Origin of the sequence: Bacillus sp. RC252, assembly GCF_044909215.1 — a bacterium.
Classification (GTDB): Bacteria; Bacillota; Bacilli; order Bacillales; family Bacillaceae_G; genus Bacillus_A; species Bacillus_A mycoides.
Genome location: NZ_JBIYDV010000017.1, coordinates 89,731 through 113,288 on the forward strand (window position 1 = coordinate 89,731; position 23,558 = coordinate 113,288).

15 protein-coding genes, 22 tRNA genes, 1 rRNA gene and 3 pseudogenes are annotated in these 23,558 nt (G+C 39.2%); 7 read left to right on the forward strand and 34 right to left on the reverse strand.

The window, feature by feature from the left end; genetic code table 11:
* Positions 1-19: 19 nt before the first annotated feature.
* Genes menH through ABH960_RS22015 form a run of 3 tightly spaced genes read right to left on the reverse strand, consistent with a single transcriptional unit; the run spans position 20 to position 3,974 of the window.
* Entirely contained in the window at positions 20-832 is an 813-nt protein-coding gene (gene menH / locus ABH960_RS22005; protein ID WP_113938201.1) for a 2-succinyl-6-hydroxy-2,4-cyclohexadiene-1-carboxylate synthase, read from the reverse strand.
* Complete coding sequence (menD, locus tag ABH960_RS22010; protein ID WP_404448440.1) at positions 829-2,583, reverse strand: 2-succinyl-5-enolpyruvyl-6-hydroxy-3-cyclohexene-1-carboxylic-acid synthase; 1,755 nt, start codon at positions 2,581-2,583, stop codon at positions 829-831. Before menD ends, menH begins: the two co-directional genes overlap by 4 nt.
* Entirely contained in the window at positions 2,580-3,974 is a 1,395-nt protein-coding gene (locus ABH960_RS22015) for an isochorismate synthase (RefSeq protein WP_404448442.1), read from the reverse strand. Before ABH960_RS22015 ends, menD begins: the two co-directional genes overlap by 4 nt.
* A gap of 193 nt (positions 3,975-4,167) precedes the next feature.
* Between ABH960_RS22015 and ABH960_RS22020 the strand changes: the two genes are divergently transcribed.
* A complete protein-coding gene (locus ABH960_RS22020; protein ID WP_002015811.1) occupies positions 4,168-5,121 on the forward strand; it encodes a 1,4-dihydroxy-2-naphthoate polyprenyltransferase in 954 nt (317 codons plus the stop codon).
* A gap of 124 nt (positions 5,122-5,245) precedes the next feature.
* Complete coding sequence (locus ABH960_RS22025; protein WP_404448444.1) at positions 5,246-5,977, forward strand: yteA family sporulation protein; 732 nt, start codon at positions 5,246-5,248, stop codon at positions 5,975-5,977.
* Positions 5,978-6,019: 42 nt separating this feature from the next.
* On the opposite strand, the gene cspD is transcribed toward ABH960_RS22025, so the two are convergent.
* The gene (gene cspD, locus ABH960_RS22030; protein WP_001193051.1) at positions 6,020-6,220 is read right to left on the reverse strand and encodes a cold-shock protein CspD; all 201 of its coding nucleotides are present in this window, start codon (positions 6,218-6,220) and stop codon (positions 6,020-6,022) included.
* Between the two features lie 321 nt (positions 6,221-6,541).
* On the opposite strand from cspD, the gene ABH960_RS22035 reads away from it, so the two are divergent.
* Positions 6,542-7,324, forward strand: a complete 783-nt coding sequence (locus ABH960_RS22035; protein WP_002015806.1) for a TIGR00266 family protein — start codon at positions 6,542-6,544, stop codon at positions 7,322-7,324.
* A 23-nt stretch (positions 7,325-7,347) separates the two neighbouring features.
* On the opposite strand, the gene ABH960_RS22040 is transcribed toward ABH960_RS22035, so the two are convergent.
* Entirely contained in the window at positions 7,348-8,118 is a 771-nt protein-coding gene (locus tag ABH960_RS22040; RefSeq protein ID WP_002089240.1) for a MerR family transcriptional regulator, read from the reverse strand.
* 141 nt (positions 8,119-8,259) lie between these two features.
* On the opposite strand from ABH960_RS22040, the gene ABH960_RS22045 reads away from it, so the two are divergent.
* A complete protein-coding gene (locus ABH960_RS22045; protein ID WP_002089241.1) occupies positions 8,260-8,982 on the forward strand; it encodes a lipase family protein in 723 nt (240 codons plus the stop codon).
* Between the two features lie 319 nt (positions 8,983-9,301).
* Here ABH960_RS22045 and glgP read toward each other — a convergent pair whose 3' ends face one another.
* From glgP to glgB, 5 genes are all read right to left on the reverse strand, one after another.
* Entirely contained in the window at positions 9,302-11,710 is a 2,409-nt protein-coding gene (glgP, locus tag ABH960_RS22050) for a glycogen phosphorylase (protein WP_016095894.1), read from the reverse strand.
* 18 nt (positions 11,711-11,728) lie between these two features.
* A complete protein-coding gene (gene glgA, locus ABH960_RS22055; RefSeq protein WP_269481210.1) occupies positions 11,729-13,159 on the reverse strand; it encodes a glycogen synthase GlgA in 1,431 nt (476 codons plus the stop codon).
* A 137-nt stretch (positions 13,160-13,296) separates the two neighbouring features.
* On the reverse strand, positions 13,297-14,331 hold the full coding sequence (gene glgD, locus ABH960_RS22060; RefSeq protein WP_404448447.1) for a glucose-1-phosphate adenylyltransferase subunit GlgD: 1,035 nt from the start codon (positions 14,329-14,331) through the stop codon (positions 13,297-13,299).
* Between the two features lie 18 nt (positions 14,332-14,349).
* Entirely contained in the window at positions 14,350-15,480 is a 1,131-nt protein-coding gene (gene glgC / locus ABH960_RS22065; RefSeq protein WP_404448449.1) for a glucose-1-phosphate adenylyltransferase, read from the reverse strand.
* On the reverse strand, positions 15,428-17,365 hold the full coding sequence (gene glgB / locus ABH960_RS22070) for a 1,4-alpha-glucan branching protein GlgB (protein WP_404448451.1): 1,938 nt from the start codon (positions 17,363-17,365) through the stop codon (positions 15,428-15,430). Before glgB ends, glgC begins: the two co-directional genes overlap by 53 nt.
* A 470-nt stretch (positions 17,366-17,835) precedes the next feature.
* On the opposite strand from glgB, the pseudogene ABH960_RS22075 reads away from it, so the two are divergent.
* Both ABH960_RS22075 and ABH960_RS22080 read left to right on the forward strand, forming a co-directional pair.
* Positions 17,836-17,955 (forward strand): annotated as a pseudogene (locus ABH960_RS22075) (TasA family protein); the annotation flags it as partial.
* Positions 17,949-18,302 (forward strand): annotated as a pseudogene (locus ABH960_RS22080) (dockerin type I domain-containing protein); the annotation flags it as partial. The pseudogenes ABH960_RS22075 and ABH960_RS22080, both read left to right, overlap by 7 nt.
* A 325-nt stretch (positions 18,303-18,627) precedes the next feature.
* On the opposite strand, the gene ABH960_RS22085 reads toward ABH960_RS22080, so the two are convergent.
* Positions 18,628-19,572, reverse strand: coding sequence for an L-lactate dehydrogenase (locus tag ABH960_RS22085; protein ID WP_002129674.1), 945 nt, complete (start codon positions 19,570-19,572; stop codon positions 18,628-18,630).
* A 684-nt stretch (positions 19,573-20,256) separates the two neighbouring features.
* On the opposite strand from ABH960_RS22085, the pseudogene ABH960_RS22090 reads away from it, so the two are divergent.
* A pseudogene (locus ABH960_RS22090) lies at positions 20,257-21,303 on the forward strand (FUSC family protein).
* 182 nt (positions 21,304-21,485) lie between these two features.
* On the opposite strand, the gene ABH960_RS22095 reads toward ABH960_RS22090, so the two are convergent.
* From ABH960_RS22095 to rrf, 23 genes are all read right to left on the reverse strand, one after another.
* Positions 21,486-21,557 (reverse strand) — tRNA-Glu (locus ABH960_RS22095).
* A gap of 6 nt (positions 21,558-21,563) precedes the next feature.
* Positions 21,564-21,654, reverse strand: a tRNA-Ser gene (locus tag ABH960_RS22100).
* A gap of 6 nt (positions 21,655-21,660) precedes the next feature.
* Positions 21,661-21,735: transfer RNA gene (locus ABH960_RS22105), tRNA-Asn, on the reverse strand.
* A gap of 7 nt (positions 21,736-21,742) precedes the next feature.
* A tRNA-Ile gene (locus ABH960_RS22110) sits at positions 21,743-21,819 on the reverse strand.
* Positions 21,820-21,825: 6 nt separating this feature from the next.
* A tRNA-Gly gene (locus ABH960_RS22115) sits at positions 21,826-21,896 on the reverse strand.
* Between the two features lie 13 nt (positions 21,897-21,909).
* Positions 21,910-21,985: transfer RNA gene (locus ABH960_RS22120), tRNA-Lys, on the reverse strand.
* 10 nt (positions 21,986-21,995) lie between these two features.
* A tRNA-Thr gene (locus ABH960_RS22125) sits at positions 21,996-22,071 on the reverse strand.
* Between the two features lie 14 nt (positions 22,072-22,085).
* Positions 22,086-22,161: transfer RNA gene (locus tag ABH960_RS22130), tRNA-Phe, on the reverse strand.
* A gap of 14 nt (positions 22,162-22,175) precedes the next feature.
* Positions 22,176-22,251: transfer RNA gene (locus ABH960_RS22135), tRNA-Asp, on the reverse strand.
* A gap of 3 nt (positions 22,252-22,254) precedes the next feature.
* Positions 22,255-22,331 (reverse strand) — tRNA-Met (locus ABH960_RS22140).
* A gap of 27 nt (positions 22,332-22,358) precedes the next feature.
* Positions 22,359-22,451: transfer RNA gene (locus ABH960_RS22145), tRNA-Ser, on the reverse strand.
* Between the two features lie 17 nt (positions 22,452-22,468).
* Positions 22,469-22,545 (reverse strand) — tRNA-Ile (locus ABH960_RS22150).
* A gap of 4 nt (positions 22,546-22,549) precedes the next feature.
* Positions 22,550-22,626 (reverse strand) — tRNA-Met (locus tag ABH960_RS22155).
* A 20-nt stretch (positions 22,627-22,646) separates the two neighbouring features.
* Positions 22,647-22,719 (reverse strand) — tRNA-Ala (locus ABH960_RS22160).
* A 14-nt stretch (positions 22,720-22,733) separates the two neighbouring features.
* Positions 22,734-22,807, reverse strand: a tRNA-Pro gene (locus ABH960_RS22165).
* A gap of 10 nt (positions 22,808-22,817) precedes the next feature.
* Positions 22,818-22,891, reverse strand: a tRNA-Arg gene (locus tag ABH960_RS22170).
* A 3-nt stretch (positions 22,892-22,894) separates the two neighbouring features.
* Positions 22,895-22,983 (reverse strand) — tRNA-Leu (locus ABH960_RS22175).
* A 16-nt stretch (positions 22,984-22,999) separates the two neighbouring features.
* Positions 23,000-23,074 (reverse strand) — tRNA-Gly (locus ABH960_RS22180).
* 29 nt (positions 23,075-23,103) lie between these two features.
* Positions 23,104-23,184: transfer RNA gene (locus tag ABH960_RS22185), tRNA-Leu, on the reverse strand.
* 24 nt (positions 23,185-23,208) lie between these two features.
* Positions 23,209-23,284: transfer RNA gene (locus ABH960_RS22190), tRNA-His, on the reverse strand.
* Positions 23,285-23,294: 10 nt separating this feature from the next.
* Positions 23,295-23,370, reverse strand: a tRNA-Thr gene (locus ABH960_RS22195).
* A gap of 4 nt (positions 23,371-23,374) precedes the next feature.
* Positions 23,375-23,450: transfer RNA gene (locus ABH960_RS22200), tRNA-Val, on the reverse strand.
* Positions 23,451-23,455: 5 nt separating this feature from the next.
* A 5S ribosomal RNA gene (rrf, locus tag ABH960_RS22205) occupies positions 23,456-23,558 on the reverse strand; the annotation flags it as partial.

The following is a 23,558-nucleotide window of genomic DNA, read 5'->3' on the forward strand; positions in this document are numbered from 1 at the left end:
CTTCTTGCTGAAAAAAGTATCACTGCATAGTTTTTAGAAATCCCTTTACTATTGTATCAAACTTTTCCGGTTGTTCCACATGAATTGCATGGCCAGCCCCATCAATTTTGACAAATTTCGCATGAGGGATGCATTTTTCGATGTTTTTTAATAGGCGAAAGAACTTTTCATCGCTTTCTCCATTCAGTAAAAGGACAGGCATTTTTAGGTTTTGCAATTCGTTCCACCATGAAGGTTGAGCCCCTGTTCCCATGCCACGAAGACTATTTGCAAGTCCTTTTGGATTATTAGCAAGTCGTTCTTTTCGCAACGCTTCTTTTACGTTTTGCACTAAACGTTTTTGCGTTTCAAATAGCGGAATATTTTCCCACATCGATACAAAACTTCGGATGCCTTCTTGCTCAATTTTATCGGCAAGTCGTTCATCTTTTTCCTTGCGTTCTTTTCGCTCCTTTGCACTCTCAAGTCCAGCTGTACAGTTTTCTAAAAGAAGCGAACGCACATATTCTGGATATAAGCATGCCATCGTAATCGCAAGTCTACCACCCATTGAATAGCCAAGTATGTGCGCATTTTCAATATGAAGATGATCCAGTAGTTCTTTCATTTGCAGTGCCACATTTTGAATATCATAATGCATCACATCTTCAGGACTTTCCGTTTTCCCGTGTCCAACAATGTCTACTAGAATGACTTGAAACTGCTCGCTCCAAGAAGGAATAAAGGAACCCCACGTTTCCATGCTTCCCGTAAAACCATGAAGAAGTAGAAGTGGTTCCCCGCTTCCGGCTACTTCATATTCATACGATACACCTTGCAATGTTACTTTCATTTTGATTCACCTTGCAAAGATGTATTAATAACGTCCATTGTTTTTGCCCATAGTTCACGATGTAATTTCAAGTTTTCTTCGCGATTCGTACAAATTTCCACGACGTGTAATCCATTCGTTTTCGTTCCAGTTTGTACTTCTTCTCGGAAGTTTTCCCAACCATTTACACGGCTAAATGAACCACCATACATTTTGACAACATGTTCATAATCAAGCCCAATTGGTGTTCCAAATAATGATTCGAAATGTTCCTTTTTCTCGTATTGTGGTAAGAATGAGAAAATACCTCCACCATCATTATTTACAACAACAATCGTTATATTTAACTCATGTAGTTTTGCGGCTAATAGTCCGTTTAAATCGTGATAAAATGATAAATCACCGATTACTAATACGAGCGGATCACAAATAATACTCGCTCCTAAAGCTGTTGAAATGATTCCATCAATACCATTTACACCGCGGTTCGCCATTACTTGAATGTTTTTATCCGATGTGAAGAAAAATGAATCGGTATCGCGAATTGGCATACTATTACTCGCAAATAACGTTGCCCCTTCTGGTAATACACTTACAATATCCGTAATTACTTTTCCTTCAAATGCCGTTTCATATGTTTCCATCTCACGAAGCGTTTCTCTCGTTTTCTCGTTTATTTGTTTCCACATTCCGAACCAATCATTCTTTTTCATAACTGGCATTTTCTCTAGTAATGCTCTGCAAAATTCACTGTCACTAGCTTGTACAACTTCTGTCGCAACTAGAGCTGGATCTATCCATTGTCCAGATTCATCAACAACGATATGAACAGCTTTCGTTTGTTTTTTGATGAACTGCGTTAATGCTTTAGAGACAGGCATTCCTCCGAAACGAATTAAAACATTCGGCTTCCACGTTTCTTTTAACAATTCATTTCGTAAAAATGTATCGTAACAATCTATAACCATCGTTTTATCATGATTACCACTACGGAGGTTAGAAAGTGGATCTGCTAAAATTGGATACCCTGTTTTCTCAGCTACTTTCATAACAACTTCTGTTATTTCTGGATGACTGCCGTCTCCACAAATAATAAGCCCCTTTTCCATATGTGAAAGGCGCCCTACAAGAGAATCTACATATTCACTCGGCATCGTCACGTTCCCTTGCTGAACTACTCCTGTATATTCACCACGCCCTTTATCCCATAAACTTTCTAATGAGAAATCCGGTATAAGCGGCTCGCGAACTGGAAAATTAAGATGAACAGGTCCTTGCGGCGCTAGAAGTGCGCTTGCTATCGTACGCTGCGTTGTCATTCGAGCGTAATGATACATTGCTTCACTTGCTTCAGGAAGTGCCATCTCTGTAAATTGCTTCACAAAAGTACCGTATAAATTAAATTGATTCATCGCCTGTGGTGCACCCACATCTCGTAATTCATGCGGTCTATCCGCTGTCAATACGATAAGCGGCACTCGTGAATGAAACGCTTCACATACAGCTGGATAATAGTTCGCTGCTGCCGTTCCTGACGTACATAATAGCGCAACAGGACGTTTTTTTGCTTTCGCAATACCGAGCGCAAAGAATCCTGCTGATCTTTCGTCTACATGTAAATATGTTTTCATTCCTTCATGTTGTTCCATTAGTAAGGCAATCGGCGTTGACCGTGAGCCTGGACTAATGACAACATCACATACATTTAGACGCGTCAGTTCGTCCACGAACGCGCCTAAATAATATGATAATGCTTCTATATGATTGTTCATTTCATTAATTCCTCCAAAGCACCAAGCATCGGTCTAAACTTCAAACTTGTTTCTTCATATTCAAGCTGCGCTACTGAATCAATTACGATACCACAGCCGGCAAATAAGGATGCCTTCTCGCCATTTAATAATCCGCAGCGAAGTGCAACCGCAAATTCACCATTTCCTTCATCATCTATAAAGCCAATTGGTGCACCATATAATCCTCTATCTAAAAGCTCTACATCACGGATTAATTTCAACGCCTCATGACGAGGTGTACCACCAAGAGCTGGTGTTGGATGTAATTCTTCTACCATCGTTAAAAGACTTGCATCACCTTTTGCTTCTACTGGCGTATATAAATGGATTAAATTTTTCGTCGTTAATAAGCCTGGGCTCTCCGGAATATTAACAGATTCGCAATGCTCACTTAGCACACCTCGAATCATGTTAACTACATAACCGTGTTCAGCCAAATTCTTTTCATCATGAAGAAGCGTCTCACCATTTTGTTTACTTTCTTCTATAGAATTGCCATGACCAATTGAACCAGCAAGGCACATCGATGTGAACTTCTCGCCTTCTTTTCGAATCAATCGCTCAGGTGTCGCCCCTAAGAAGCATGCTCCTTTATAATCAAAAGAAAATACGTAACAATCCGGTTGCCCAATGCGAAGCGCTTCTAAAACAAGAACGGAATCAATATGCTGATCCATCGTTAATTTTAGCTCCCTTGCTAATACAACCTTCTGCACGTTCCCTTGCTTCATTTCATCTTGCACTTTTCCAATCGCGTTCATCCAGCCACTCGGATCAACTTCTACTTTAGAAGTAACTGTTAATTTTGATCCTACTAGTGCACATTTACTCTCTTGTAAAATTCTCTCTTCTACAGAAATAATTTCGTTATAAAGAGTTTCTGCACAATCTTCAGCTGAAACGAACTGATTAATCGTTAACCACGCCTTTTCATTTTTTACAGTTAATAAAAATGCTGGTAGTGAAAATGTGGTATCATCAAATTCTTTCCAAAGATTCGTTTTTTCTTTTTCTTGGTCAAATGAAAATCCACCAAATAAAATAGGACCTGTTCCAAATTCGTATCCTTCTCTTTGTACGAATGCTTTCTCTTTTACTTGATCCCACTCGTCACGAGCAGTTTGAAAGCGTTTGTGAGAAGAATTTGCTATAGTGAAAACAGAGCCAATTCCAGCAAATATTACATGCTGAGCTGGGTCTGCAAAATAACATCTATTTTCGAATGCGATCCTTTTTCCTGCTGCATAAAACAGAAGTGGATCCACCCAATCTATTTGTTTTACAAAACTAACTAATGTTTTTTCATCAGTCGTACGCTTAATAGCTGTAACAAGAACTTCTTGTAAGCCTTTTCGTTTCGTTTGAATCACAATTGTCTCCCCCCTATGGGCGAAAAATAGTCATAATTACGCTTGATTTTAAGATACACCTCAAAGGAAAGGCCTGTCAACGTTTAGCATTTCTGAGAAATTCACCTTCTCTTCCTAGAAAATAAACGTTGACACTAAATGATGCTTTTTCTACACTTAATTGTGTACAATATGTGACCAAGGAGGATTCAACATGGAAATGAACGTCGAAACGAATTCCTCTCCTACGGCGCCAAAGCCAAGTAAACAAACAGGCTGGCGAATTTGGTGGAGTTTATTACGTCCCCATACATTAACAGCAGCTTTCGTTCCTGTTTTCATCGGAACAGCTTTTGCAATGCAGGTCGGAGGTATAAATCAAATACATCTTCCTCTTTTCTTTATGATGCTTCTTGCTTGCCTTCTCATTCAAGCAGCAACGAACATGTTTAATGAATACTTTGATTATAAAAGAGGACTCGATCATGAAGGTTCAGTTGGAATAGGCGGTGCTATCGTCCGCGATGGCATTAAACCAAAAACCGTTCTTAACTTAGCATTCGGATTTTTAGGCATCGCAACGCTATTAGGTGTTTATATTTGTATGAACTCTAGCTGGTGGCTTGCTGCAATCGGTCTTGTTTGTATGGCCGTTGCTTACCTTTACACTGGTGGCCCTATTCCAATTGCGTACACACCATTTGGAGAGCTAACAGCAGGATTATTTATGGGTGTCATTATTATTGGTATTTCATTCTTTATCCAAACAGGCGCAGTAACATCAGAAGTGATTTTATTATCTATTCCAAGCTCCATTTTAATTGGTGCAATTTTACTATCTAACAATATTCGTGATTTAGATGGTGATAAAGAAAATGGTCGTAAAACGTTAGCAATTCTCGTTGGACGCGAAAGAGCCGTTGGTGTACTTGCTTCTATGTTTATCGTTGCCTACATTTGGACAATCGCTTTAATCATCGTTAACATCGTATCACCATGGATGCTTATCGTATTCTTAAGTGTACCGAAAGCATTTAAAGCGACGAAAGGCTTTATCGGCAAAAGCATTCCAATGGAAATGGTACCTGCGATGATTTCAACAGCAAAAACAAATACAATTTTCGGTCTCCTAATGGGAATCGGATTATTGCTTGGATACTTCCTATAGAAAGGAGCTGCTTATGCGGCTCCTTTTTTCATATACCGACTTCCCGGCTGAAATTCACCTCATAATTCCTACTCTCAACGCTCATACTATGTAAAGAAACTGAATTGTAGGAAGGTGGACGACTATGTTAACTCCACAACAAATAAATCAATTTAAATCTATTCTAGAAAAACAACAGCAAGAAGTTGAACAAACGATACAAACTCATGAAGATGAAAACCGTACATCTGAACGTGATTCAGTAGGAGAATTGTCTAGCTATGACAACCATCCAGGTGATATGGCTACAGAATTGTACGAACGTGAGAAAGATTTCGGACTCATCGAATTTTGGCATAAACAGTTAGAAGATACGAAACATGCTCTGCAAAAAATTGAAGCTGGTACGTACGGAATTTGCGAAGTGTCTGGTGAGGAAATTCCATTTGAAAGATTAGAAGCAATGCCAACTGCTACAACGTGTATTCAGCACACTACAAATAAATTAGATATGCAGACGCGCCCAGTTGAAGAAGAGGTGCTAGATCCTTCGTTTCATAAGCACGACGAAGATCATTCTGTAGAGTACGATGCTGAAGATGCTTGGCAAGACGTCGCAAATTACGGAACATCAGAAACACCATCCGATTTAGAAAGACAGGATTCAAAAAACTATAATGGCATGTACGTAAATAGTGAAGAAAATGTTGGGTATGTAGAGGATTTCGAAAACTTTATTGGAACAGATATGTATGGAAAAAACCCACAAGTTTTCGCAACAGAAGAACATGAAGAATATGAACAATTGCTTGATGACTTTGAAGAACGCACCTTTAAAGGTGAATTATCTTCAGATGATTCTGGTTCTAAAGCATAAAAAAAGCATTCCGAAATTCGGAATGCTTTTTTCGCTAGCTAATTAGTTTTTTGTAACGTTAGCTGCTTGTGGTCCGCGGTTTCCATCAACGATTTCGAAAGAAACTTCTTGACCTTCTTCTAAAGTTTTGAAGCCGTCGCCTTGAATAGCTGAGAAATGTACGAATACGTCTTCTCCGCCTTCAACTTCGATGAAGCCAAAACCTTTTTCGCCGTTAAACCATTTAACTTTACCTGTTTGCATGTCATGTACCTCCTAAATAAAAATGAAACTATGAATCCACATGAAAAGGTGGATATAAAGGACATGAATGTATAACAAGCTTACAGCCTTTAATACAACGCGCTTTATTTCCGTACCACATTATGTAGCTCAATAGTGTTTTCACTATATCATGCTATATCAAAAACGTCAAATGAGAACACTTTCGTCCCATCGTTTTTTATAATTCTAGTATAACCTTAAATTTTCATTCTATTTTTATTCAAAAATTACCAAAACTACAGTATTCTAATTCCTTTGATTTCTGTACAATATAATTACTACATATGATGAGGTGAAAAAATGCAAGCACATGAAATCGAGTATAAATTATATGGCGATGATATGCAGTTTGTTGAAATTGAATTGGATCCAGAAGAAAGCGTTGTCGCAGAGGCTGGCGCAATGATGATGATGGAAGATCATATCGAGATGGAAACGATTTTCGGTGATGGTTCTGGACCATCTAATGGTCTATTCGGTAAATTAATGGGCGCAGGTAAACGTCTCGTTACAGGTGAAAGTATGTTTATGACTGTATTTACAAATACAGGTCATGGCAAACGACACGTATCATTCGCCGCTCCTTATCCTGGAAAAATTATTCCTGTTGATTTAACAGAATACCAAGGAAAAGTAGTCTGCCAAAAAGATGCATTTCTTTGTGCCGCAAAAGGTGTTTCTATCGGAATTGAGTTTACTAAAAAAATAGGAACTGGTTTCTTCGGTGGTGAAGGTTTCATCATGCAGAAACTTGAAGGTGATGGTCTAGCTTTCATGCATGCAGGCGGAACTGTATATAAGCGTGAATTGAAACCTGGCGAGAAACTTCGCATTGATACAGGTTGTCTCGTTGCAATGACGAAAGATGTTAACTACGATGTTCAATTCGTTGGAAAAGTAAAAACAGCTCTATTTGGCGGCGAAGGTTTATTCTTCGCAACGCTAGAAGGTCCTGGAACAGTTTGGATTCAGTCCTTAACACTTAGCCGCTTAGCAGCACGTCTTACAAGCCCAGCAGCTCAAAACAGCGGTGAAGGTAGCGTTTTAGGCGGACTTGGTCGTTTATTAGATGGAAAAGAGTAAGAAGTGCCCTTATAGGGCACTTTTTATTTAGGTGGACTATACAAACCATTTTGGATCATAAAGTATTTCATCGCTTCATTAAGCCACGCCTCTTCTTCTTCCGTATAAGGAGAAGGCATCATATTATTATATTGTTCTTCTACATTCTCTAATTTACCTAGAGAATACATTGTCTCTTCACCGACATACTTAAGAGTCGCTTTCATATGTTCATCAACCAATTTTTGCACTTCTGAATCCTCAATTTGTCTTCCAAATAACCTTTTCACTTCTTTTGCTAAACGCATAAACTCTTTATCAAGTGCTATGTCCTCTTCTTCCGGCTTATTATATAATCCATCAGCCACTTCTTTTGGTACATATTCTTCAAGCCATAAACGCTGTTCGTTTTCTTTTTGGATACTATTAATTAAGCTCATTAATATATTACTATCTACCTCTTCATCTTCCTCAAGGTATACCATTGTTCGTTCAATCGCCTTTATCGAAACTTCAAGTTGTTTTTTCTTTTCTTCAAAGGCTACTCTTTGATTTTGTAATGTTTCTTTTAAGCTTATATTCAAACTTTTCACATTGAGCATGACACGAATTTCTTCTAAACTATATCCTAATACTTTAAGACTCACTATTTTTTGGAGCGCTAATATATCTCTATCTTTATATACACGGTGTCCTGAACTTATATTTTTTTCAGGTTTAAGCAGGCCAAGTTCATCGTAATACTGTAGTGTTCGTATTGATATACCTGTTCTCTTTGAAAACTCACCAATTGAATAGCCTTCCTTTTTGCTCATCCTACACTCCTCCTAACAATATGTTTACAAAAATCATACTCCCTCACGTAACTGTAGGTTCAAGCCTTTTTTCAAAAAGAATGAATCAAGTCCCTCACTGCATATATTGAACTATACCTTTTCTTAAGGAGGGCTTTCTTGATGCGTACTCCTTTATCCTTTGATAAAGACACTGCCATATTGTTAGCATCTTGCTGCGATCTAACGTATGAACAATATAAACAAAATGGCATTTTCGAAATACCCGATGGGTTCCAATATGTACAAGGGTTTCAAGGAAAGGCCATTCAAAAGACAGAATGGTTCGGATTCATATTAGAATCTGAGGATACAATTATTGTAGCTTTTAGGGGCACACAAACAGATACAGATTGGATTATCGATTCACTCGTTAACCAAAAGCCATACCCATATGCTTTAAATAGTGGAAATGTCCATAATGGCTTTCTTTCAATTTATGAATCTTGCCGGGATTCCATTATGGATATGCTCGTGTCATTACCAGCCCATAAGAAACTTCTTGCAACAGGCCATAGCTTAGGCGGTGCACTCGCTACACTACACATACTAGATGCACGTATAAATACTGCCTTCGCACAGTACGGTCTTTATACCTTTGCCTCTCCAAAAGTTGGAGATATCGCCTTTCGAAATTATTATAAACTGCAAGTAGCTAGTAGCTTTCGTTTTGTCAATTTATTCGATGTCGTTCCTCTTCTCCCTCCAAGAAATGTCCATTTTAATGATAAAGACTGGGAATATGCACACGTCCATCACAACATGACATTTACGAAAAATACAAAATCCATTACGAATAACCATTCCATTACAACATACAAAACATGTCTGACCTCTCATTTTTAACCAGTAAACAATTGGAAATTTAATATTTGTATACTATAATAATCTATGAAATTACTTTCGGATGAGGGGACCTTACATGCTAAAATTTTTCTTTGCACTTTTTCTTATAATAATTTTTTCGTTTACAGGTTTCTTTACATTTTCATACTTTGCGACAGGGGAATATGACGGAACAGCTATAATATATACCGCTATCCCATTTCTTTCTTAAGCAACATAAATAAAACGAGCTTAATCCCATTAAGCTCGTTTTATTTTTCTAAGCAAGCGTATCCTTGTTTTAAAAATAAATAAAAGCCCCTTCAACAGGGGCTTTCATCTAAAATAGTTTAACAGTATTACCAATACCCCAAATTTCATTACTGTACTGCAAAATTGTTCGATCACTCGCAAAATGCCCAGATTGTGCAATGTTCAAAATCGACATTTCCAGCCATTTCTCCCTATTTTCATAGGCCCTTCCGACAGCTTCTTGTCTTTCTGCATATGGGCTAAAATCTCGAAGAACGAAGTATTCATCATTTTGAATAACGAGAGAATCATAAATCGCCTCAAATTCAGCTCCCGACTGTGCAAAGAAACCATTCGTTAACTGATCTACTACTTTTTTAATGTGCATATTGTGGTGATAATAGTCACTTGCACGATATCCACCGTTTTGGTAGTAATGAAGGACCTCATCCGCCGTTAAGCCGAAAATGAAGCAGGCATCATCACCGACCCGGTCTTTTATTTCAATATTAGCTCCATCTAACGTTCCGAGTGTAATTGCACCATTCATCATGAATTTCATGTTACCTGTTCCCGATGCTTCTTTGCTCGCAGTTGAAATTTGTTCACTTACATCTGCCGCCGGGAATATATCTTCTGCTAAAGAAACTCGGTAGTTTTCTAGAAAGATAACTTTCATAAATTGACTTACGTACGGATCGGTATTTACTTTTCTTGCAAGCTCATTTATTAATTTAATAATTTTCTTCGCATAATAATAGCCAGGTGATGCTTTCGCTCCAAAAATAAAAGTACGCGGGTAAAATGAAAAACTAGTATCCTCTTTTAAACGGTTATACAAGTACAAAATATGAAGAACATTTAATAACTGTCGTTTATAGGCATGTAACCTTTTCACTTGCACATCAAAAATAGAATTTGGATCAATAGTGATCCCCATTTTATTATGAATGCTCTCCGCTAAAATAATCTTACGCTCTTGTTTTACCCCTGCAAGCTTTTCTTGAAAACTAGTATCATGTATGAAGTTTTGCAGTGCTTGCAGCTTAATTGGCTCTTTCTTCCATTCTTCTCCAATCGCTTCCGAAATAAGATTCGTCAGCTGTGGATTCGCCTTCATTAGCCAGCGCCTATGAGCAATTCCATTCGTTTTATTATTAAACTTATCTGGATAAAATTCATAGAACAATCGCATTTCACGCTGCTTTAAAATTTCTGTATGAATTTTCGCCACACCGTTAACGCTATGGCTACCAACAATCGCTAAATGAGCCATTTTCACAAGGTCATGCGCAATAATGGCCATGTCCTCAATACGCTTCCAATCGTACGAATAACGGTCCCAAAGCTCATGACAGAAACGTTCATTAATTTCTTCAATAATCATATAAATTCTCGGTAATAACGGTTTAAAAATGCGAATTGGCCATTTCTCAAGCGCTTCTGATAACGTCGTATGATTCGTATAGGAAATCGTCTGCGTTGTTATGTGCCAAGCTTCTTCCCATGTCAATTTTTCTTCGTCTAATAAAATACGCATAAGTTCTGGAATTGCTAGAACCGGATGTGTATCGTTTATATGAATCGCGATTTTTTCATGTAACTGACGAAGACTACCGTGTCTCTCCCTATGCATACGAACGATATTTTGCAAACTTGCTGATACGAGGAAATACTGTTGTTTTAAACGAAGTATTTTCCCCTCATCATGCGTATCATCTGGATATAAAAACTCCGATACGGCCTCTGTTTCACGCTTATATTTCAAAATATCTTTACAATTTTGCGGGAAAGGAACTGGCTCCGCATTCCAAAGCCGAAGCGTATTTACAGTACTCGTTTCATACCCTACAACTGGAACGTCATATGGTACTGCCATAATAACTTCTGCATTTGTATGCCTGAACTCTAAACGTCCATCAATTTCTAGTGGCTCAACGTTTCCAAAATAACTTACTTCTACGGCTTGGTCATACCTTCTTACTTCCCAAACGTTTTCATGAAGAAGCCACTGTTCTGGAAATTCTACTTGATAGCCATCAACAATTTTTTGATCAAACAGACCATGCTTATAACGAATACCACAGCCATGTCCTGGTAAGTTTAAAGAAGCGAGTGAATCGAGGAAACAGGCTGCTAAACGTCCAAGTCCGCCGTTACCAAGGCCAGCATCTGCTTCAATCTCTTCTAACTCGTGCAAAGAAATTCCAAGTTCAAAAAGTCCTTTTTCACATACATCTCGAATGCCTAAATTTAATATGTTACTGCCTAGTAAACGCCCAAGTAAAAATTCAATGGATAAATAATACATTTGTTTTTGATCCCCAGAACGATAACTTTCATTCGTTGCAATCCATTGACTATTCATATACTCACGTACCATATGACCGAGCGTATTATACTGATCACGAGTTGTAGAATCTTTGAAACTTTTCCCATACATCGTTTCTAATTTTTCTAGAAAAGCGGATTTGAAGCTTTCAACATGAGTAAACATTTTTTCACCACCTCAATGTTATTCCATGAGACTTTTATACAATTTCTTGTATGCAAGAGCAGATTTCCCCCAGCTATAATCTTCAGTCATCGCTTGCTTTACAAGCTTATCCCATACCGGTTTATCTTGATAAAACTCAATTGCACGAAGAATCGTATGTAACATGTCATGCGCATTAAAATTCGTAAAGCTAAAGCCATTCCCAATTCCAGTGTCCTCATCGTAAGAATGTACAGTATCATTTAATCCGCCTGTTTCTCTTACAATTGGAATCGTGCCATATGCTAGCGCAATAAGTTGTCCAAGTCCACACGGTTCAAACAGCGATGGCATTAAAAACAAATCGCTTCCCGCGTACACTTGGTGCGCTAACGCTTCATTAAACCCAATATATACTTTTACCTTTTCTGGATACTCGTATGCCATCCATTCAAAGAACTGCTCATATTCAGAATCGCCTGATCCCAAAATAATACATTGTACATCTTCTTCCATTATTTCACGGAATACAGTACGTACTAGATCAAGCCCCTTTTGCTTCGTTAATCGTGTTACCATCGAAATAACTGGTGTATCTTCTTTTTCTGGTAAACCAAAATAACGCTGCAATGCGCGTTTATTTTCACTCTTTTCCTCTAATGACTCTGCACTATACTGAGCCGTAATATATGGATCTGTTTCTGGATTATATACGCTCGTATCAATTCCATTTACAATGCCACTAAGCTTATCGTTATGCTTTCGTAGCAATCCATCTAACTTCTCACCGAAAAACTCATATTGAATCTCTTCTTTATATGTCGGGCTAACCGCTGTAATTTGGTCAGATGCGATAATACCGCCTTTCATAAAGTTCACGTTTCCATAAAACTCAAGCTGCTCACTATGAAGATATTCATGACCAAGCTCCAGTAAGTCGTACATCACTTCAGGAGGAAACACACCTTGGAACTGCAAGTTATGAATCGTATATACCGTTTTAATATGCTCATATAACGGGTTATCTTGATACTTTTCACGAAGTAAGAAATTAACCATAGCTGTGTGCCAATCATGGCTATGAAGAACATCTACTTCGAAATCAAGATGCGGAATACACTCTAAAACTGCTTTTGAAAAATAAGAAAAACGCTCCCCATCATCATAATGGCCATATAGAGAATCTCTCTTAAAATAATATTCATTATCTATTAAGTAATACGTAATCCCGTCCTGCTCACCTTTTAAAATCCCGCAATATTGATTTCTCCATCCAAGAGGAACGTTAATTACTTTATGAAGCGTACATCCTTCTCTTAACTCTTTCGGGATAAGACTGTAGTTTGGAAGTATAATGCGAACATTCACTCCTAATTTTTTTAATTCTTTTGGAAGCGCTCCTGCTACATCAGCTAGACCTCCGGATTTAATAAACGGTACACATTCTGATACTGCAAATAAAATATTCACCTGTTGTTCCACTGCACGAAAAGCGTATACATCATAAATCGCTCTTCTTACAGCTTCCTCCCTTCAAGTTTTCATATAGGGTAAAACCTTAATTAGTGGGGGTTTTCTAAATCCCCCACTAATTATGCACCTGCTATTTACGAATAACTGTTGATTGTACTATTTTGTACACTACCTTTTTCTACAACATATGGCTTATCAGCACTTCCTTTTAACACTACGCCGTCGCCAAGTTTCACATCTTTATCAATAATAACACCGTCTATTATACAATTATCTCCAATTTGGCTCTTTTGCATAATAATACTATTACGTACAATTGAACCTTTTCCAATTTTAACAGAACGGGCGACAACACTATTTTCCACTTCCCCTTCAATAATACTGCCGTTTGCAACCATTGTATTTTTCACTACTGCACCCTTCATATAACGAGTTGGTGGCTCATCTTTTACTTTCGTAAAGATCGGTGCTTCTTTCTTAAATAATTGCTTCCAAATAGAAGGCTGCAAAATTTCTAGACTATGTTTATAGTAACTTTCAATCGAATCAATAATAGCTACATACCCTGTATGCTCATACTTAGCAATATGCAGTGATTCCCCTCGCTTTTCTCTCACTACATCAAATAAACTGTATTGCTCCACATCTTTATATGTCTCAAATAAGTCTAGCAATAATTGTTTCTTTAACACATATGTTTGAAGCGAAACCCCTTCATGACAAACTTCAGTAATATCTGCAGACGTATGTATATGTCGCTCTAACACCGCTTGAAAGTTTAACGCTGTTACAAGATGGCTATTCGTAATAACAACATATTCTTCTCTGCTTCTTAGAAAATAATCAATATGTCTTCTAAAATGTGCAAAAGATCCAAATTCGTCATGATCACATTGGCAGTTCGGTGGGAATAAAAACAGGCCATCACGCTTTCTATCTAAATCCCACTGTTTTCCTGAACCGACATGATCCATTAAAGAACGATTTTTATGACTTGTAAAAACCGCCACGCTATGAATATTAGAATTCACCATATTTGAAAGCATGAAATCAATGAGTCGGTAACGGCCTCCAAACGGTAACGCCGCTAATGAACGATGCCCTGTTACTTTCTTTAAGGAAGGAAAACTTCCCGTTGCATTAATAATCCCCAACATTTTTTCTCCCATTCATTTCATCCCCCTTTTCTATTTTCCTTCAGCAATTAGTACTACATCGTCAACATTTTTTTCTGGGCGAATTATTGTCCCATCTTCAATAACCATTTCTGATCCAACAATCGCTCTTTCAATCACAACGTTTTTACCAATCTTTGCCCCAGGCATAACGACGGAATCGATTACCATACTACCTTCTTCTACCGTTACTCCTTGGAATAAAACAGAATGCTTCACGTCCCCTTCAATGACGCATCCTTCATTAATAAGTGACTCTTCTACTTTTGCCTGCTGTGCAATATATTGAGGTGGCTCATTTGGATTCACAGAATAAATGCGCCAATTACGATCGTTCAAGTTCAACGATGTTTCATCACGAAGTAAATCCATATTCGCTTCCCATAAGCTTTTCACCGTTCCAACATCTTTCCAATATCCTTCAAATGGATACGCCATCAACTTCTTCCCTTCATCTAATAAAAGCGGAAGTACATCTTTTCCGAAGTCATTACTAGATTCAGGATTTCTCGCATCCATCTCTAAATATTCTTTTAAAATAGCCCAGTTAAAAATATAAATTCCCATTGATGCAAGATTACTTCTTGGAAATTGCGGTTTCTCCTCAAATTCAACAACTTCCATCTCTTCATTTGTATTCATGATGCCAAAGCGACTTGCTTCATCCCAAGGCACTTCAATAACAGAAATTGAAACGTCCGCTTCTTTCTCAACATGATAATCTAGCATTTTACTGTAATCCATTTTATAAATATGGTCACCAGATAAAATAAGAACATATTCTGGTTCATACTGACTTAAATAGTTTAAGTTTTGATAAATAGCACTTGCCGTACCTGTATACCACTTCACACCTGAAGACTCCGCATAAGGAGGTAACACAGTGACTCCACCGTTTACACGATCAAGATCCCAAGCATTTCCGATTCCAATATAATTATGAAGTTCTAACGGTTGATATTGTGTTAAAATCCCCACCGTTTCAATACCGGAATTTGCACAGTTACTTAACGTAAAATCAATAATGCGATATTTACCACCAAATGGAACAGCTGGCTTGGCTAAATTTTTTGTTAATGCACTTAAACGACTACCTTTTCCCCCTGCTAGTAACATTGCTACGCACTTTTGTTTTTGAGCCATCTTGTTTTTTGCTCCCCTTTCTCGTCTTCACTGGTCGTAATATGGATACGCCAAATGGTGGAATTGTAATTTCTACATGTGCCTCTTGATTATGGTATGGTTCTAGAATCGTCTTGAGACGTTTCTTATTAACTTGCCCCGATCCGCCATATTGCGCCGAGTCACTGTTTAAAATTTCGTTATAGTACTCGAAATCCGGTACACCTACTTTATAGTTTTCATATGTAGCTTTCGTAAAATTACATACGACAACTAACGCATCTTCCTGCTTATCCCCTTGGCGGATAAACGAGAAAATACTTTGCTCATTATTATTAGCATCAATCCACTGAAATCCTTCAGACGAGTGATCTAACTGCCAAAGTGGTTTTGAGCGCTTATACAATGCTATGAGCTCTTTAAAGTAATCATGCATATTACGATGCATTTCAAAATCATGTAAATTCCAATCTAAATCTTCAAGGTCTTTCCACTCATCAAATTGCCCGAATTCTCCACCCATAAAGAGTAATTTCTTACCTGGATGAGTAAAGAAATATCCATATAATAAACGAAGCTGAGCAAACTTATCCCAGTAATCTCCCGGCATTTTATTTAATAACGACTTTTTCCCATGAACGACTTCATCATGAGAAAGCGGCAATATGAAGTTTTCAGAGTGAGCATATATTAAAGAAAATGTCATTTTCTCATGAATGTATTTCCGGTACTCTGGCGCACATTCCATATATTTCAGCACGTCATTCATCCAACCCATATTCCATTTATAATTGAATCCAAGTCCACCCTCGTATGTTGGAGCTGTTACAAGTGGCCAAGCTGTTGAATCTTCCGCTGTCATAAGAAACTCTTCATCTTCTGCAAACACGGCTTCATTTAACTCTCGTAAGAAAGAAACGGCGTGTTCATTGCTTTGCTCTTTTCCTTCTTTATTCCAGTACAGCATATTCGCAACTGCATCTACTCTGAACCCATCAATATGGAAATACCTCATCCAAAATAACGCATTTGAAATTAAGAAATTACGTACTTCCCTCTTTCCTAAATCAAAATTAACAGTTCCCCATACCTGGTTTTCTTGTACATCTATATCTTTATATTCATAAGTCGGTGTCCCATCAAACAAATATAAACCGTGAGCATCTTTACAAAAATGCCCCGGCACCCAATCTAAAATGACACCGATTCCATATTTATGACATTCATCGACAAAATACATCAAATCATGTGGCGTGCCGAATCTACTTGTCGCTGCATAATATCCTGTTCCTTGATATCCCCAAGAACGATCATATGGATGCTCAACAAGCGGCATAATTTCAATATGTGTAAATTGATGTTCCACCACATACGGAATGAGCTCCTCGGCCATTTCTCTGTAAGAATACAGAGCGCCATCTTCTTTCTTTTTCCAAGAACCGAAATGTAATTCATAAACTGTCATCGCTTCTTTATAAATCGATTTTTTCTTTCTCTTACGAATCCAGTTTTTATCATTCCATTCATATCCCTCTATATCAAAAACTACAGATGCCGTATTTGGTCTTACTTCTGCATATACAGCGTAAGGATCTGCTTTTAAAATAACGGCATCGTCCATCGTTTCAATCGCATACTTGTATATCTCATTCTCTTCAATATGCGGTACAAACAAGGACCAAATCCCCTCTTCTGTCACTTGTAGCATCTTATGTTGCTCATAATCCCATTCATTAAAATTCCCAACAACACTCATTGCTTTTGCATGAGGAGCCCATACTGTGAATCGTACACCTCGCATCCCATCTTCCGTCACAATATGTGCCCCAAAGATGTTATAACTGTCATAGTACTTTTCTGTATGAAACTCATCTCGTTTCACTTCTTCACAATTTATTACATCCAATATGTTCACCTCACTAAGATGACAGAATTTTTTTACTCTTTATCATTTCTGCGAAAAACTGAAATATCCTTGTTATTTTTTAAAAAATATTCGTTTTTTTCTTAAATTTCACTTAAAATTTTCACATTTTCCGTGTAAATTATCGAATTTTGACGAATATTCATTGCAAACGCTTCATTTCCTACTAGCCTTTCATCCTATTATTTATTTCTCAACCTTTATTTCATAAGATTTATCCTATTTTACTCGCTATTTATCACTTAAAATCGTAACAAAATAATCTGTCATAAAAAAATGTTTCTCAATATTTTTTGTCACAATTTTATTGAAATGGAAAATTCATAAGCATATACTCATTCTCAATAAAGAACATTGAACTTTCGCAAATATAATTCATACTGAAACACTATGTTTACTCTATCGATGCTCCAGGCGAAAGTCTGATAAAAATTAAATTAGGGGGCTTTCTTATGTCATTAAAACAAAAGGTTGGAATGGGAGTTGTCACAGCTTCACTTGGCTTATCCCTTACATTCGGCGGTGTATTCGCCTATTTCAGTGATTCTGAAACATCGGGTAATTCATTTCAAACCGTCTAACAACGAAATTAGGTACTGAAAAAGATGGTAAGCTACTCGGTCAATATTAATATGCTCGTCCAGATGAAAACCTTACAGGCGACGTAAATGGCGATAAAATAATTGATATTAAAGATGCTGAAATTATCGCTAATAACTATGGTAAAAAAGGAGTATCTGTAAAAGATGGCGATCTTAATAATGACGGCATCGTCGACGAAAAAGACATTCGCTTCGTAGAAAAGAAATTCTTGAAAAAAGGACCAGATGCAGCAAAATCACAAACACCTGTAGAAAAATCAAAAAGAGGTACACTGGCAGATATTTTAAAGAAATTAGGATTAACACCTAAAAAATGATAAAGTGAAACTTTAATCAGTGGGGGTTTTGTTCATCCACCACTGATTATTAGTTGAACAAATCGGGCTTTTACGGGCAGTTGATCCCCCACCTAACTTCTTTGCTTTCGCTGCATTTTGAGGTGGGGGTCTTACTGCCCGTTAATGCGGGATAATAAAGAGCACTCTATATAAAGTAGAGTGCTCTTTTCTATAAACGACCCTTATCCAGCAAAAGGGGTATATTGGGGATATACAAGGGAAACCGGAAAAGGAATTTATATTAAATTATATAAAAACTCAGAGGTAGGAAGCAGTTTCCCGCCTCTGAATTATTTAGCGATTATTATAGTACTGGTGCCATTGTTTCTTTTAATACTTTTACAGAATGAGCGAATTTCGCTTTTTCTTCTTCATTTAGCTCAAGTTCTACGATTTCACGTACACCTTCGCGGTTAATAACAGCTGGAACACCTACGAAAGCATCTTTCTCACCATATTGACCTTCAAGGTATGCCGATACAGTTAATACGCTGTTCTCGTTGCTTAAGATTGCTTTAGTTACACGAAGTAGTGACATACCGATTCCGTAGTAAGTTGCGCCTTTACGCTCAATAATGTGGTAAGCTGCATCGCGTACATTTTCAAAGATTTTATCTAAATCTTCTTGGTTATACTGTTCGTTGTTCGCTAAGATTGTTTCTAGTTTTTGTACACCTACAGTAGCGTGGCTCCATACTGGAAGTTCAGTGTCACCGTGCTCACCAACGATGTAAGCATGAACGTTACGTGGATCTACATCTAAGTAGTCACCTAACATGTAACGGAAACGAGCAGAGTCTAAAGTAGTACCAGAACCGATTACGCGCTCTTTCGGTAAACCAGATTCTTTCCAAGTTACGTAAGTTAAAATATCAACTGGGTTAGTTGCGATTAAGAAGATTCCATCGAATCCGCTATCCATAATACCGCGAACGATTTGTTTAAAGATCTTTGTATTTTTCTCAACTAAGTCTAAACGAGTTTCGCCTGGCTTTTGTGGTAATCCAGCAGTGATAACTACTAAATCTGCATCTTTACAATCTGCATAGCTACCGCTCCAAACTTTTGTTGGTGCTGGAGAGAATGGTACCGCATGGCTTAAGTCCATTGCTTCTCCTTCTGCTTTTGCTTCATTAACATCTACTAGTACGAATTCTTCAGCTACACCTTGGTTGATCATTGAGTAAGCGTAACTACAACCTACAGCTCCTGTTCCTACTAATACTACGCGATTGATACCTTTTTTCATGTTAATTTCCCCTTTCAATTGTTTACATCTATTTTTTATTATTGTTTAAGTAATTAATTAAAATACTAATTTAATGTTGTTTAACTTCTTTACATACATATTGTAGCACGGATTATTGTGAATTCCTTCACAAATTATGACCTATTTGTGAACTTTTTCACATAGAGTGTAAAGTTGTTAGAATGCGGGTGAAATCCATCTCAATGGAGGCGTTTTCTTTAGATTGTGAAAGGTTTTTTCTTAAAGTTTTCTTGGTAAGTGAAATTATATCGAACACAACTTTGGTTATATCGACGTTTCGACAAGAATAGCTTCTTCTATCTATATTATTTATCCCGCTATTTGTGGGTAGTAAGACTCCCACCTCAAAATTTGGCTGGAGCGAAGAAGTTAGCCTTCACATAATTCTCATCATTTAACTTTTGTAAATCCGCAGCAATACTTTTAGAGGTTTTTATAAGGGGTCACCATACATTGCCATCAACTTAAGAAATTGGTATTTCCCCATATCGAAAAAAATGAGCTGAATTATTATAAATAACTCTGGAAAGATAAAATTTTCATTTTGGGGATACTTCAAAATATTAGCCTGATGGACATAGGTATCACCACATGTCCATGGATTAAAGAAAGAGCCTATTATTAAACTGTACCCTACTCTTTGGGTCGGAAGAGGTGCTATAGATGAATGTAAAGACATATAGGGCTCAAGTGTTTTCTTGGTCTAAGGAGGCCAAGGTAGAAATAGTAGAACTCATTTCCGCCGGCATAGGTATGGTCGGACCCGTTCTGTTCGCCACAGTTCTAGGCTATCCCGCTCTTGGTTTTGCTGCATCGGTCGGCAGTTTGGCAGTCAGTAGCGTGAAAGTCGGTTCGAGTTTTATAAATCACGGGAAAAGGTTGGCATCAGCGCTGATATCAGTAGTGCTCGCTGCGATTGCTGCTGTTCTCTCTTTCGGACATGGCTATCTGACATTTGGAGTCTTGATCCTGCTGGTAAGCCTTGCTGCGTTAATTGGCGGATATAGTCGTGCCTTGGCGGTGGCAACAACACGCTTTGTCGTATTCCTGATTATCATCCTCAATATGGTCGACCAGACGGAGTACCGGATGGAACTAATTTTTTCAGTCTTAGCAGGGGCGATTTGGACCGTCAGTATCAGCTTGGTGCTAGGCATCTGGGTACACCGTTGTTTTAAATCATCGCTGGATGGAGCTGTGAAAGGGCCAACATCGAAAAAAATCATTCTATGGTGGAACTCTCTTGCACACCTATCCAGTTGGCAATTCCCAATCAGGCTCGCATTATGTCTAGGTATAGCTGAGGGATTGCGAATACTTTGGCCCGAGCACCACTTCTATTGGATTGCAATTACCGTAGCAATCCTTACTCAGCGGAAAATATAACTCTTTCCAATCAAAACAACACAACGAGTGCTTGGTACAGTAATCGGCGTGATTGTTGCGAGCTTGCTTCTCGCAACTAGTCTACCAATTTGGGGGTTAGTTATAAGTATCGGGCTATTCGCAGGTGCTCGACCTCTTCTAAAGGTTCGAAATTATCTTGTATACTCTGCAACCATGATCCCGCTCATTATTTTGATCATGGAAGCCGGCAAGCCGTTCCAGTTTATCATTCTGTTCGACCGTGTATTTGCAACCCTTATCGGTGCAGTCATCGTGATTGCAGTGAACTTGATATTCAGTAGAGCGATGGCGAAATCAGTGTAAAGGTGGTTATCTAGCGAAAGATGCTTTAACATTTTAGGTATCTTTTCCAGTAGAACAACCCCCCCCTATAATGACCTTTTCATACTCCATCTTTTATAAAAAAAGCAGACTACTAAAAGTTCGCTTTAGATAACATATATACAACAAAAAAGAGATAGCAGATTATGCTATCTCTTTTAGTATGACCCGTACGGGATTCGAACCCGTGTTACCGCCGTGAAAGGGCGGTGTCTTAACCACTTGACCAACGGGCCAAAATCTGGCAGAGAAGAAGGGATTCGAACCCTCGCACCGCGTTCGCGATCTACTCCCTTAGCAGGGGAGCCCCTTGAGCCACTTGGGTACTTCTCTATAATATGGCTCCGCAGGTAGGACTCGAACCTACGACCGATCGGTTAACAGCCGATAGCTCTACCACTGAGCTACTGCGGAATAATTATGGTGGGCCTAAATGGACTCGAACCATCGACCTCACGCTTATCAGGCGTGCGCTCTAACCAGCTGAGCTATAGGCCCATAAAAAGCGGGTGAAGAGAATCGAACTCTCGACCAGAGCTTGGAAGGCTCTTGTTTTACCACTAAACTACACCCGCATTAAATTAAAAATGGTGAGCCATGAAGGATTCGAACCTTCGACCCTCTGATTAAAAGTCAGATGCTCTACCAACTGAGCTAATGGCTCATTTTGAAAGTGGTGCCGGCTAGAGGACTTGAACCCCCAACCTACTGATTACAAGTCAGTTGCTCTACCAATTGAGCTAAGCCGGCTTGCGATTTCAAAATGGTGGCTCGGGACGGAATCGAACCGCCGACACGAGGATTTTCAGTCCTCTGCTCTACCGACTGAGCTACCGAGCCTTTATGTAAAAAAATGGCGGTCCCGACCGGGGTCGAACCGGCGATCTCCTGCGTGACAGGCAGGCATGTTAACCACTACACCACGGGACCATTTGGTTGCGGGGACAGGATTTGAACCTGCGACCTTCGGGTTATGAGCCCGACGAGCTACCGTACTGCTCCACCCCGCGATGATATAATATTTAATTTAGAAAAAATGGAGGAGGTAGAGGGATTCGAACCCCCGCGCGACTCTCGCCGCCTGTCGGTTTTCAAGACCGATCCCTTCAGCCGAACTTGGGTATACCTCCGAGATATGAACTTTGAGTGGTGGACCTTGTAGGACTCGAACCTACGACCGGACGGTTATGAGCCGTCTGCTCTAACCAGCTGAGCTAAAGGTCCTTTATGGTAGCGGCGGAGGGGATCGAACCCCCGACCTCACGGGTATGAACCGTACGCTCTAGCCAGCTGAGCTACACCGCCATAAGTTATATTCAAATAAGTGGAGCCTAGCGGGATCGAACCGCTGACCTCCTGCGTGCAAGGCAGGCGCTCTCCCAGCTGAGCTAAGGCCCCATATTTTGAAAATATCGGGAAGACAGGATTTGAACCTGCGACCCCCTGGTCCCAAACCAGGTGCTCTACCAAGCTGAGCCACTTCCCGTTAATAAAAACGCGCCCGAGAGGAGTCGAACCCCTAACCTCTTGATCCGTAGTCAAACGCTCTATCCAATTGAGCTACGGGCGCATATGGTGCCGAGGGCGGGGGTCGAACCCGCACGGTGGTCACCCACCGCAGGATTTTAAGTCCTGTGCGTCTGCCTGTTCCGCCACCCCGGCATGTCATACTGAAAATTGGAGCGGAAGACGGGATTCGAACCCGCGACCCCAACCTTGGCAAGGTTGTATTCTACCACTGAACTACTTCCGCAAGACATGTTTGAGTTATTTTATTAAAAGTGCGGGTGAAGGGAGTCGAACCCCCACGCCAAAGGCGCTAGATCCTAAGTCTAGTGCGTCTGCCAATTCCGCCACACCCGCATGTTATAATTTAAAAAGAAAAAATGGGGCGACTGATGGGAATTGAACCCACGAGTGCCGGAGCCACAATCCGGTGCGTTAACCACTTCGCCACAACCGCCATGATTTTCTGGTGCCGACTAGAGGACTTGAACCCCCAACCTACTGATTACAAGTCAGTTGCTCTACCAATTGAGCTAAGTCGGCTAAATGGTGGAGGATGACGGGATCGAACCGCCGACCCCCTGCTTGTAAGGCAGGTGCTCTCCCAGCTGAGCTAATCCTCCGAATTGCCTGGCAACGTCCTACTCTCACAGGGACAAGGTCCCAACTACCATCGGCGCTAGAGAGCTTAACTTCCGTGTTCGGTATGGGAACGGGTGTGACCTCTCTGC